This window comes from Opitutales bacterium (genome assembly GCA_013215165.1).
In the GTDB taxonomy this organism is placed as follows: Bacteria; Verrucomicrobiota; Verrucomicrobiia; order Opitutales; family JABSRG01; genus JABSRG01.
Genome location: JABSRG010000013.1, coordinates 48,168 through 61,188, shown reverse-complemented (window position 1 = coordinate 61,188; position 13,021 = coordinate 48,168). Strand labels below are relative to the sequence as shown.

The following is a 13,021-nucleotide window of genomic DNA, read 5'->3' as shown; positions in this document are numbered from 1 at the left end:
AGACACGATCAACCGCTACAGCCCATCAATACTCAGGTTTGATCTCCGCCATCAGGTCTTATGGGATGGCTGTGAAAAGCCTTCATATTTTTAGTAGGACTTCTCCTATCGACTTCACTGGGTGCGCAGTCGGTCACCTTGTCTATAAATAATTTCTCTCAACCCTTCCACGATCAGGAGGGGTCGCCGGCAGCTGCCGCTAAGTGGGCAATTTTAATCGATACTCAGAAAAACGGTTTCGCAGCGGGTGCATATAAACCTTTCGATGTGAGCGTATCGGGACAGTTTCTTTCGACAAGCGAGGGACAGTCTGACGACTATTTCGTTTTTGGGGATTCACCCCTACTCTTGGGATCGATGGATTCTAAGTCCGGTTACCCCTCGGGAGTAGCCAGTGTCGTTCAGCTTGCTTGGGAAGATATCTTCAACGAAGGCCAAGCTTTTGCAGTAATTTGGTTCCCGGAAGGCGCGGGTTCCGCAGGCTCGGCCTACGGACTGGCAAGGGACTCACGCAATAACGCGCAACTACCAGGAGCAGGTAACACCAGCCGATCATGGATTTCAGTTTCGGATATATATGCTGGTTATCGATTCTCAGATGATTCTGCTGAAGACACAACTTCTACACCAGGTAAAGGTTCGAATATTATAAGTGAAACGGCCCCAGTAGCGGAAACGGAACTTCCGCCGGTGCAAGCTATCAACCCAAACCCTACCCCCACCACCCCGCGCACCCCAGATCGGACACCAGCACCAGCACCTACGCCAGCACCTACGCCAGAAACGCCCACGCAGGAGATTGCAAATGTTGAGCCTTCTCCTGATAGGACTGATCTGATCCCTGAAGCATCGAACGAAGATTCTACAGAAGCATTATTTGAATTCAGGCCGGCAAGCGAAATCTTTGGATTCAATGGGGTTCTTTCTGAGGATTCTGATTGGCTCATGGACCCGGCTTTTAGCCCGGTATATACCTTTGACCAATCACCATGGGCTTATTTTAGCATCATTGGATGGTCGATCGCTTATCTTCCAGACAACGCAACAGACGGCCTTTGGTTTTATATTGCCGAGGCAAGTGGCTGGTACTGGACCACGCGATCGACTTTCCCTTACGCAATTGATGCGGAAAGTTTAGAACCCATCTACTTCTACCGCACGGAAAGCTCGGCTCCACTTTATATTTTCGATTTTGAAACTGAAATGTGGCGTGAAGCGTCGGACAAATAAAGCCTACGACTTCTCTACCAGATCATGTGAATACTCTCGCGTAGGAGATTTATCAGCTCCCATCACACTTGTATTCCTGTCGACATCCCTACTGTCTTGATCCGCGTGGACGATCGAAGATAAAATATCCGTCGGGATCATAGAAGATTTAAGGGATATGAGTAATGCCCAGGATCTGTTCCATCTATCTGGCATCATAATTTCCCACTCGGCCGATCCAATATCGGAAAGGAAATAAGGTAAGCCTATTACAAAATCGCCGCATAATCTGATGCCGAACCTCACATCGATAGTCTTTGCTCCGTTTTAAAAGAGCTACTCAATAAAATATTTTTAACCTTCACAGTGCATTCCTCTCAACCCATGAAAACACCTGAACCGACTTCCTATTGGCACCCTTACCTAGAACAAACGCATGCCATCTCATTGACAGCGATGGATGAGGGCCGGCACCCTTTCGGCGCTGTTTTAGTAGGGGCTGATGGCGAAGTATTAATGGAACAGGGCAACCTGGGAACCGTCCGCCATGCCGAAACAGAACTGGCGCGTCGGGCAAGCGAAACCTATGACCCAGAAACTCTATGGAGCTACACACTCGTCACAAACGGCGAACCTTGCGCCATGTGCATGGGCACCATCTACTGGGCGAATATTGGTCGTGTCGTCTATGGATTTTCTGAAACCGATCTCTTAGACTTGACGGGAGCACATGAGGAAAACCCAACGCTCAACCTACCTTGCAGAACTGTCGTTGCAGCAGGACAAAAGGATATAGAGATCATCGGCCCCTTTCCCGAATTGCGCGAAACGCTCCTGGAGCCACATCGAAATTTCTGGAAATAAACCAATAAGTTGCCCGCCTCAAAAAATTATGGGTGGGACGTTTTTTCTTCGAGGCCTCCTCTAGCAGTCCAAGACCCAGTGATCCAACGCACGATCACGTAAACCATGGGTGTGTCGATGGCTGCTACGAAAATCTTGAGAAGATACGTTCCCAAAATCAGTTTTGGCAGTTCGGAATTGGGTATGATTCCGTAAAAGGCGATGGTGTAGAAAATGATGGTATCGAAAAACTGAGAGCCCCAGGTAGAGACGTTATTGCGCAACCATAGCATGCGTTCTCCGGTCCGCTTCTTAACCCACTCAAAAATGAAAATGTCCCAGAGTTGAGCAAACAGCGTCGAGGTCAGAGAACCGATGATGATGCGCGGCGCACCCGCAAAAAGCGCATTGTATTCGTCGTGAAACTGAAACGCTTCGGCTGACGGCAACAAAGTTGCGAGATAAATAAGACTCGTGCTAATCGCAAAGAGGAGCGTTCCCAAATACACCATCATGCGCGCGCGCTTCGCCCCCCACACCTCCGCCACCGCATCGGTGCATGGAAATGTCAGCGCGTGGACAAACGAGCCATAGCTGAATCCCAATACCCCCAAACCGATCCAAGACAAATCCAGCGGCACCAGCTTCACCGTCAACACCTGGAGCATCCCCCAAAAACCGACATAAAAGCCGAGGAGTATCAGGCATTTCTGTTCGCGTTTGTCTTCCATAATGCAACCGATTTAGCAGATGACTCGCCAACGGCATAGGAACTGCGTTCCGGAACCATGTCTTTAGAGTCTTTTGTATCTGACGCTAACGGGATCGTCTGGAGCCCGGCCCTCATTATTTTGTGCCTAGGAGCGGGAGTCTTCTTCACAATCGCCACTCGGTTTGTCCAGGTGCGGATGGTCGGTGAAATGCTGCGCTGTATGTTTGGTGGCAAAGCATCGGAGAACGGCATTAGTCCGTTTCAAGCCTTTGCTTTGGCTGTCTCTGGCCGCGTTGGCACCGGAAACATCGCCGGAGTCGCCACCGCCATTGCGCTGGGTGGCCCAGGCGCGGTATTTTGGATGTGGCTCATTGCTTTTGTCGGATCAGGCTCAGCATTTGTTGAGGCCACCTTAGCGCAGATTTTCAAAGAGAAAGTCGACGGCCAATACCGCGGTGGGCCGGCCTACTATATCGAGAAAGGCATGAAAGCGAAGTGGTATGCTGTCGTGTTCGCGATCGCCACGATTATCGGCTGCGGGCTGTGCCTGCCCACTGTCCAAAGCAACAGTATCGGCGGGGCGATGGAAAACGCCTTCGGCATACCTACTTGGGTCACGGGACTTATAGTGGTTGCGGGCGTTGCCGCGATCGTCGTTGGCGGAGTAAAACGGATCGGCTTCGCGGTGCAGATGATTGTACCGTTTATGGCAGTGGGCTATATTGCCGTCGCGGCCATTGTTCTCGCGGTTAATTTTACGGAAATCCCGGCAGCGTTTGGGCTTATTATCTCAAGTGCTTTTGGCATGGATGCCACCTTTGGCGGCATTCTGGGCAGTGCCATTGCTTGGGGCGTCAAACGCGGCATCTACTCCAACGAGGCTGGGCAGGGCACGGCCCCGATGGCTGCGGCCGCTGCTGAGGTCAAACACCCAGCTTCACAGGGACTGGTTCAGTCCTTTTCCATCTACTTTGACACCTGGCTCGTATGCACTGCCACCGCGCTGATGATCCTCGTCACTGGCTCCTACAACGTCCAGCCCGAGGGCGCTGAAACCGCGATCGTAGAAAATATCCCCGGAGTCGACTACGGGCCAGAGTTCACCCAAGCTGCGGTGGATACCTTGGTGCCCGGAGTGGGTAGTGCCTTTGTCGCCATCTCATTGTTATTCTTCGCCTTCACCACGACCCTCGCCTATTATTATTACACCGAGAATAACGTGGCCTACCTCCTTCCGAAAGGATCGTCCGCGCGCACGCTAGTCTTTCGAATCGTCCAGATCGTCTTTCTGGGCGTCGTGTTCTTTGGAGGTGTTAACGAGGCCGAACTAGCTTGGGGACTCGGCGACCTCGGCGTAGGCTTGATGGCTTGGGTTAACATCATTGCGATCCTCATTTTGACCAAACCTGCCATTCGCTGCCTCAAAGACTACGAGGCTCAGAAAAAGGCGGGTAAAGAGCCTGTTTATTCCGGCGAAGGTGTCTGGAGCAGGGAAGATTGATAAAGCCAAGAGAGGGTTGTCGATCGTGACGCCTTCCTCTAACAATGTCTCGATGCGCGATATAACTGCTATCCTGACCCATCCAGGCGGAGCCCACAAAGACGATTTCCTAGCCTGCTCGATTTTGATCGCACAGTCACCAGTCGAAATTCTGCGGCGCGAGCCCACTCCTGACGCGTTGGACGATCCAAAAATCGCGGTCGTAGACATCGGCCATCGGCATGATCCAGAAACCTTGTGTTTTGATCATCATCAACTAGACCCCAAAGAACACCTCACTTGCGCCCTATCCCTCGTACTCGATTACCTGGGTATCTATAGCTCAGCGCGGCGCTATTGTGATTGGTTAGAGACGGCAGAGTGGTTCGACTGCCGGGGACCCAACAAAACCGCAGACTGGCTCGGCACCGACCGTGACATTCTAGCCAGGCTTAGCTCGCCCATAGACGTTACCCTGCTCCGTCGTTTTGCAGCATCCGAAATCCATCACCGCGGTGAACCCGTTTGGGAGATCATGCGCATGATAGGGACCGACCTCTTGGATTATATTGAAACTATGGATCAAAAGGTCGCTGCCTTGGCGCCGATTATCGAAGCCTGGCCCATGGAGCATCCAGAATATCCAGACCATCAGGTCGTCTTTATCCCCCGCCAACAACCTTCCGTAGATGATCCAGCCCAGGGCATTTCCTTTGTCCTCCAAGATCTCGGCATAGAGAAAAAAGTCGCCGTCATCATCTCCCCAGACAGCCGCGGTGCAGGCTATGGCCTCAAACGTTTTGATGATCACCCCGCCTGCGATTTTCGCCAAATCGAAGATCAAGATGATGTCACCTTCGCGCACAAAGGCGGATTCATAGCCAAGACGACGGCGACTGATGTAGAGCGCCTCAAAAAACTGATAAAAATCGCGAGGACGTAGAGTCCTCAGAACTAGCTGCCTGCCTTGTGGTCGCTTGCGTGGCCAGTTAGATCTCGATCACGAACAAGACAACGAATCAAAACTGACAACCAGAGATCGGGACTTTGCAGAGCAGCTCCTGGGAACGCCGAGCCCCAGCTCGGCATCGATCGCCCTAAAAAACCCGATTCTGGATATCCCTCAGTTACCCTCAAATACCAGTATAAGAAACATTGCAGCCTTACCGATAGAAACCGCAGCTTCCCGGTTCCAGAAATTAGCGTCTATTCCCGTCTATTAGCGGATCAAAACGAACCCCTCGGATTAAACCGAACCGCGGATCGACAACGACCACGATAGCGACAACGAATCAAAAGTGACGACCAAAGATCAGGACTGTACAACCATGAGCCACTACCACCGCCCTAGCGGCGACGGAGCGCCGCTCCGCTGCTATTCGTCTTTACTAGCGTTCATTCGCGGATGCCCCTCACTATTCCACACGAGCCTGTCTGTCCCTGATTGTTCAGCCACGCAAACAACGATCCAAATCAAGGCAGCCAGGGATACTTATTGAACTCGGGCTTTCGCTTCTGGACATAGGCGTTTTTACCCTCATTACCTTCCTCCGTGAGATAGTAGAGCAAGGTGGCATTTCCCGATAGCTCTTGAAGGCCTGCCTGGCCATCGACGTCGGCATTAAAGGCACTCTTGAGACAGCGGATAGCCAAGGGACTTTTCTCGAGGATCTCTCGTGCCCATTGCACCCCCTCTGCTTCAAGCTGCTCGACGGGAACAACGGTATTAACGAGTCCCATATCGAGCGCTTGTTGCGCATCGTATTGGCGACAGAGATACCAGATCTCTCGCGCTTTTTTCTGCCCCACGATACGCGCCAAATAACTCGACCCAAAGCCACCGTCGAACGAGCCTACACGCGGTCCAGTTTGGCCAAAAACCGCGTTATCGGCCGCAATAGTAAGGTCGCAGATTACATGCAGCACATGTCCGCCACCAATGGCATATCCTGCCACGAGAGCGATCACTACTTTCGGCATACTCCGGATGAGGCGCTGCAGATCGAGAACATTGAGTCGCGGCACGCCGTCCTTGCCGATGTAGCCGCCCTTCTTGTCACCACGAATCTTCTGATCGCCGCCCGAGCAGAAGGCGTATTTCCCATCGGTATGTGGGCCAGCACCTGTCAATAAAACAACACCGACCGACGTATCTTCACGGGCATCGGTAAACGCCTGATACATCTCCATGACCGTATCGGGGGTAAAGGCATTGCGCCGGTGGGGACGGTTGATCGTCACCTTGGCAATGCCCTCGGCCTTCTCATAAATAATGTCTTCAAAATCGCCAACGCGCTCCCAAGTGATTGTACTCATCACACATTGATGAACTCAATTACCTGGTTCCGTCAATGCGCGCCGTGCGGCCTGATCACTTTCGGAATCGACCAAAATCTCAACTAAGCACTTCTGCTCCGATGATTCGGCGATGCGCTTGATATCACTCACGTTTTTAACCTGCTTGTAGCCTAGACCCACTCCCTCAGCCAGACCGGCGAAATTCAACTGTGGAGGCGTGTGATAGAAGCGCTCAAAATCAAAAGACACACCAGAGATCGGTAAGAAATCGAAAATCCGGCCTCCGCCATTGTTGATCAGCCAAATCGTGACAGTCCCAGGCAGGGCTGCCAAAGTCGCTAATCCGCCTAAATCATGCTGAGTGGCGACGTCCCCGATAATCAACCAAACGGGCCTCTCCGGGTCTTCCAAGGCCATACCTGCAGCGGTCGAAATCAGCCCATCGATCCCATTCGCACCGCGATTGGAGAATACATCTATGGAAAATTCACCTGATGGAGCAAATGCCTCCCAATCGCGCACCGGCATGCTGCTGGCGATTAAGAAGCGTGTTCCCTCAGGCGCACGCGGCACCAATAGGCGGGGCAATTGCCATTCTCGCAAGCAATCCAAATTCACGCACTCAGCTACAGCATTCTGAATAGCGCCTTGCTGGAACTGCTCTGCTTCCATCCATCGCGATTTAAATTCAGTGTCGCTTACATCTATCCCTTCTATTGCATGCTCCAGGCTCTTGATAGGAGCAACCGTCCATGGCAGATCAATTCCCGCGTGACGCTGATCATCATCCGCCTGAAAACTGACTACTGGAGCATTCCAGTGGGCCACTGCAGCGCGCAAGGGTTTTGAGGTCGGCAGATCACCAATCAACCAGATTCGCTCGGGCCGCAGCGCATCCAGCATATCCTTCTGCCTGAGTACTAAATCGTAGGCGGCTACTGAGGGGATTCCAGAAAATCGAACTGAAGACACACCATCGGATGCAATAACCACACCATCCATTTTCGCCAAACGTTTGAGCGCAGACTGAGCCCGTGAAAAATGGGTCCAGGATAGCTCCTGAGGCCCGATAATTATCAGCAATGATGCGTGATGAGAATCACTCAGTTCCGACACCTGAACTTCAGATGCGACAGTCGGCACTTCACACAGAAATGAGCGTAAATCTAACAAATCCTTGAGTAAAAACGTATCACTTCCATCCGGAACACCCGGAGTCAACGGATCGCGGAAGGGTTGGTTAATATGGACTGAAGCCAATGCCCTATCCCCACTCCAAAACTGAGCCGCTGAATCGAGAAGGGTTTGCATCGCATCCCAATTCGAAAAATCCGGCAACGGCGCAGCATAAAACCCTCCGACATAGTGTCCAAAAATCTCCGCTTGGTCTACGGTCTGTCCGGCATGACACTCCTGTAGCTCGGGAGGACGGTCAGCTGAAATGACTACTAGCGGTGTATGCGAATAACGGGCTTCGATCAAAGCAGGCAAATAGTGGCCCAAAGCTGAGCCCGAAGTGCACACGAGCGCCACCGGTGCCTTTCCCGATGCCTTCGACCAACCTAGAGCAACGAACCCCGCAGAACGCTCATCCACCACCACTTGGACCGCATGACCTGGCAACTCGGCCAGCGCAAAAACAAGCGGTGTGTTCCGCGAGCCAGGAGATACCACAAAACGCGTCACGCCCAGACGTTGCAATCGCAACACGAAGGCCGCCCCCCACAGAGAATTGGTATTTGCAAGGAACTCGGCACGATCGAGAAGCTGGGAAATGTCTTTGTCGTTCACGAAAAGTCGGGTAGCGCACCTAGTCAGACGAGCTAACCTAACATTGAAAGCACACTATTCGAAATCTCCACCCAAAGCGGTGTGTAGATCGATCCGGTTTTGCAGTTTTTGGGCGCGTAGCGAGATCACATCGCGACGCGCGTTGTCTGCGCGACGCTGAGAATCGAGGACAGTCACGATATCTACCAACCCACTCCGGTAGCGCTCCCAAGAAATGCGCTCGGCCTCCACCGCTGCCTGCTCAGCCGCAATCGCTGCAGTGAGACGCTCATCAAGATAGACCTCACCTGCCAAAAAGCCCTCTACTTCATTGAAAGCGCGCAAGGCTGTACTCACATAACCCAAAGCAGCTTGGCGGTATTGAGCCTGACCACGAATCTGTTCCGCCTCGAGATGACCAAAATTAAAAATCGGTGCAGCTAGCCCACCAAAAATACTCCAAACCCCGAAATCGGGATCACCTAAATTATCGATATCACTCCCACTCCGCCCAATCGATCCGGACAGCGACAACGTGGGCAAACGGTTCTTATTAGCTGCAAGCGCACGCTGCCCTTGGGCATCCATGCGCGCCTCCGCTGCCAACAAATCTGGGCGACGTTCTAACAACGCAGCAGGCAGTCCTACGGGAATCTGCTCTACGACATCAGGGAACATAGCATCAATCGCCAGCTCACCTGAAGGATAACGCCCTAGACTCAGTTCCAGGCTCCTTCGCGCTGACGCGAACTGTTCTTTTCGAACCGAAACGGTGCCGCGTGCTCCCTCAGTCGTTGTCCGTATGAGCTGTAAATCCAACGCATTGCTCAGTCCCCGTTCGAAACGCCCCTCGATGACAGCCTCATTCTCCTCAAATGCTTCCAGCGTGCGCTCAGCCAAAGCCAGCTGCTCGCGGGCTGCGACATTCTCGACCCAGAGCCGCGCAACTGTAGCCACTAATGAAAGGCGTGCCCCTATAAAATCTGCTTCCGAGGCCTGGTAATCATATGTGCTTGCGTCGCGATTGTTTTTTACGCGCCCCCACAAATCAATTTCCCAACTCACTCCTGCTGACAGTCCAGTATTAGTTGAGTAAATGTTACTTCCTGCCGAGGTGTTATTCAGGCTACGGCGGCCATTAAAATCAGCAGAAATCGCAGGAAAGAGTCGAGCGCCTGCAATTTTGGCGGATGCTAAAGCAGCATCTAAACTGGCTGCGGTAGCGCCCAGTGATGGACTGTTTTCTAGGGCTTCAGTCACCAAAGCATCCAAGCCCTCAGCTCCTAAACTCACTAACCAGCCATCGGCCACCTCCAACTCATTGAATTCCCCTGGAGCAGCAAAGTTCACAGCTGGAGCCAATTCCGGCTCTGGCAGATCAGAGGCAGTCCAAGTTTGACACCCTGAAAAAAAAGCGAAGACCCCCGTGGAGATAACAATTCCAAAGGAGCGCACATGAGGTAGTCTGTTCAGCATATGACGAAAATAATTCACTACAGGGTCGCAATTGTTCCAAATTAGCAAGTCCCATGCTTAGCAAAAGTGCGTTATTCTTTCGTCTGTGCGATCCCAAAAAAGTGTTCAGCCTGGCGATAGCCTAGAAGCTCAGTCTCCGCAGCTCACTGATATGATCGAAATGTGTGTCATTTGAAAAAACAGGGATATCCCTTTCGATCGCAACCGCAGAGATCCAAACGTCATTCCCGGGAATAGGCGTTCCTTGTCGCTTCAAACGTGTCCGCAACGCAGCCTGGGCTTCTCTCTGTCGCCGTCATCCGACGTAGATCCGCTCACGCCCTACTTCAAAGGAAAATGCACGACTGTCTCCACCCGCTCCTCAGGTGTATTCACGGGATCGTTCGTGTAGATTTCAAAGGGCGGGAAGCTCTTGTCTTTTTTGAAGACTTTGTTGCGGTCGCGGAGCATTCCAGCTGACCACGCATTGCCCAAGTGACGATAAGGTCCAGTGTGACGTATTTGAAAAGTGCTCAATGCCGGAATCTCACCTGAAACCATGCCCTCCACCAGTGGCACATCTCCGTCCGGTGCGGGGATGCCCGTGGTGAATGTCGTCTCTCCACGCTTCATGTCGAATGCGTGATAAATTGAAAATGCCTGTTCTGCGGTTGGGATTCCTGAAGATGTGACCCATGCATCGATAGCCTTCATTTCCTCTGCCATCGCAGCAGCTATGTCGGCCATTTTACATGTGGTTTTCCGTCCAACAAAGGGAGTCCCTGAAAAGGATTTCTCTCCGACTATTTCCAGCACCGAGGGCACGGCGCCCAGCTCAATCCGATCCTTCAGCATCCCCAGACCACGGTTATAGTCCATTGAGATAAACGTGGTCATCATCCCTTTCATCCAAAACAGAAACCACGGCAACTGACTCTCCATTGTCCAACGAACCCGCGTCTGATCGCCCTCTTCTTCAAAATAAAACGCTATGTCAGCCCGCGACTTCCAAGGCTTGATAAACTCCAAACCAAAATGAATCGAGCTGAAGGGCTTCTCCTTCTGAAGTGTCATCCCGCCCTCGCCCACAAGCTTTCCGGCCCAAGTATAGCTGTCTCCATCGGGTGCCACGCTCATCTCGGCAGCCTCCTCCATAATCAACCACGGCGACCAACCACGCCACTCCTTGAAGTCCCTTACAATCGGGTAAGCTTGCTCCGGCGAGCCGGACACGAGGATAGAACAATCGACAGAAAATTTAGGCATAGGTCCTTGCGAAGCATAAGCCATACAAGCTTTTTGAAGTCTGTTCTGAAAATTCATTGCGATTCTCCGGCCTCCCTGCACCTCTATTTACTGAACACACGATCACACGAGATTTATGGCCGACGCAGTCACTTACACCGAAGATAATATCCGTTCCCTCAAGTGGAATGAACACATCCAGCTCCGCCCCGGCATGTATATCGGAAAGCTGGGCAACGGATCTCAGCCTGACGATGGTGTATATGTGCTGCTCAAGGAGATCATCGATAACTCAATCGATGAGCACATGATGGGACACGGTAAACGGATCGATGTGGACGTCGCGTCAGATGGAACCGTGACGGTGCGCGACTATGGCCGCGGCATTCCTCTCGGAAAGGTCGTCGACTGCGTCAGTCAGATCAACACCGGGGGTAAATACGACTCTAAAGCCTTTAAAAAGTCAGTCGGCATGAATGGCGTAGGCACCAAAGCCGTCAATGCCCTCTCCTCGTGGTTCAAGGTCGAGTCTTTCCGCGATGGCAAATCGCGCTCTGCGGCCTTCGCCGGGGGTGAGATCACCGAAGAGGATAAACAAGACCAACAATCTGCGGAGAAAAATGGTACGCGCTTCAGCTACCGTGCCTCGGATGACATTTTTAGGGACTACAAATACGAGCTCAGCTTCATTGAGGAACGTCTGCGGCACTACGCCTGCCTCAATACAGGTCTAAAGCTGTTCCTTAACGGTAAGGAGTTCTCGTCGAAAAATGGCCTGCTCGATTTGCTCTCAGAAAAGCTGGGGTCGGAAGAACCTGCCATTTACGCCCCAATCCACCTTAAAGGAGAAGATATCGAACTCGCCATCACCCATGCGGGGCATTACGGCGAGGATTACTACTCTTTCGTCAACGGACAATACACCTCGCAAGGCGGTACCCATGAAGCCGCATTTCGCCAGGCCTATGTGAAGACCATCCGTGAATTTTTCAAAAAAGACTTCGACGCCAAGGATATCCGCACATCTATCACTGCCGCTATCGCGATAAAAGTCTCCGAGCCTGTCTTCGAATCTCAGACAAAGACCAAGCTAGGCAGTACCGAAATGGAGCCAGACGGCCAAAGCTTGAATGCATTCATCTCCGGATTCATCTCCAAAGAGCTCGACAACTACCTCCACCGTAACCCTGCGGTCGCCGAGGAGCTTCAGAAGAAAATCGTCCAAAACGAAAAAGAGCGTACCGCACTTAAAGGAATCCAAAAGCTCGCCCGTGAACGCGCGAAAAAGGCAAAAATCAACAACCGCAAGCTTCGCGATTGCACCATTCACTACACCGACACCAAGGACGCGCGTGCTGAAGACACGACTCTCTTTATTACTGAGGGGGATTCAGCTTCGGGATCCATCACCGCGTCGCGCGATGTCCACACCCAGGCTGTTTTTGGACTCAAGGGAAAACCACTCAACGCCTTCGGACTAACCAAAAAGGTGGTCTATGAAAACGAAGAGTTCAACCTCCTTCAACACGCCCTAGATATCGAAGACTCACTCGACAGCTTGCGTTACAACCGGGTCGTCATCGCCACAGATGCCGACGTCGATGGTTTCCACATCCGCATGTTATTAATCACATTTTTCCTGCAGTTTTTTCCAGACCTGGTCCGCCGTGGGCATCTGTATATTTTGCAAACGCCTCTGTTTCGGGTCCGCAACAAAAAGGAAACCATCTACTGCTATTCGGATGCCGAGCGCAAAGTCGCTGTCGACAAACTGGGAGCAAACCCCGAGATCACACGATTTAAGGGCCTCGGTGAAATTGACCCCAGTGAATTCAAAAACTTTATCGGCTGGGACATGCGGCTCGACCTCGTCCACATTGGCCACGATTCCAAAATCAAGGAAACCGTAGCATTCTTCATGGGTAAGAATACAGAAGACCGCAAGCGCTACACTATGGATCACCTGCGTATCGAAAAGAACGGCGTGGACGACGAAGCCGTTGCGTGAG

10 protein-coding genes are annotated in these 13,021 nt (G+C 52.1%); 5 read left to right on the top strand and 5 right to left on the bottom strand.

Features of this window, described 5'->3' with window-relative positions:
• The first annotated feature begins 138 nt into the window (after positions 1-138).
• Entirely contained in the window at positions 139-1,230 is a 1,092-nt protein-coding gene (locus tag HRU10_04340) for a hypothetical protein (GenBank protein NRA26461.1), read from the top strand.
• A gap of 363 nt (positions 1,231-1,593) precedes the next feature.
• Positions 1,594-2,073 carry a nucleoside deaminase gene (locus tag HRU10_04335; GenBank protein NRA26460.1) on the top strand — a complete coding sequence of 160 codons (480 nt, stop codon included), beginning with the start codon at positions 1,594-1,596 and terminating at the stop codon, positions 2,071-2,073.
• A gap of 26 nt (positions 2,074-2,099) precedes the next feature.
• Here the strand turns inward: HRU10_04335 and HRU10_04330 are convergent, their stop codons facing one another.
• Positions 2,100-2,783 (bottom strand): queuosine precursor transporter, encoded by a 684-nt coding sequence (locus HRU10_04330; protein NRA26459.1) that lies wholly within the window; start codon positions 2,781-2,783, stop codon positions 2,100-2,102.
• A 57-nt stretch (positions 2,784-2,840) separates the two neighbouring features.
• On the opposite strand from HRU10_04330, the gene HRU10_04325 reads away from it, so the two are divergent.
• The gene (locus tag HRU10_04325) at positions 2,841-4,265 is read left to right on the top strand and encodes an alanine:cation symporter family protein (GenBank protein ID NRA26458.1); all 1,425 of its coding nucleotides are present in this window, start codon (positions 2,841-2,843) and stop codon (positions 4,263-4,265) included.
• 52 nt (positions 4,266-4,317) lie between these two features.
• Positions 4,318-5,187 (top strand): MYG1 family protein, encoded by an 870-nt coding sequence (locus tag HRU10_04320; protein NRA26457.1) that lies wholly within the window; start codon positions 4,318-4,320, stop codon positions 5,185-5,187.
• Positions 5,188-5,717: 530 nt separating this feature from the next.
• Here the strand turns inward: HRU10_04320 and menB are convergent.
• The 4 genes from menB to HRU10_04300 all read right to left on the bottom strand — a co-directional run bounded on the left by menB (position 5,718) and on the right by HRU10_04300 (position 11,033).
• The gene (gene menB, locus HRU10_04315; GenBank protein ID NRA26456.1) at positions 5,718-6,560 is read right to left on the bottom strand and encodes a 1,4-dihydroxy-2-naphthoyl-CoA synthase; all 843 of its coding nucleotides are present in this window, start codon (positions 6,558-6,560) and stop codon (positions 5,718-5,720) included.
• 15 nt (positions 6,561-6,575) lie between these two features.
• Positions 6,576-8,333, bottom strand: coding sequence for a 2-succinyl-5-enolpyruvyl-6-hydroxy-3-cyclohexene-1-carboxylic-acid synthase (gene menD, locus HRU10_04310; protein NRA26455.1), 1,758 nt, complete (start codon positions 8,331-8,333; stop codon positions 6,576-6,578).
• 54 nt (positions 8,334-8,387) lie between these two features.
• Entirely contained in the window at positions 8,388-9,662 is a 1,275-nt protein-coding gene (locus HRU10_04305; protein NRA26454.1) for an efflux transporter outer membrane subunit, read from the bottom strand.
• Positions 9,663-10,109: 447 nt separating this feature from the next.
• Entirely contained in the window at positions 10,110-11,033 is a 924-nt protein-coding gene (locus tag HRU10_04300) for an SRPBCC family protein (GenBank protein ID NRA26453.1), read from the bottom strand.
• Between the two features lie 115 nt (positions 11,034-11,148).
• On the opposite strand from HRU10_04300, the gene HRU10_04295 reads away from it, so the two are divergent.
• Entirely contained in the window at positions 11,149-13,020 is a 1,872-nt protein-coding gene (locus HRU10_04295) for a type IIA DNA topoisomerase subunit B (GenBank protein ID NRA26452.1), read from the top strand.
• Position 13,021 lies beyond the last annotated feature (1 nt).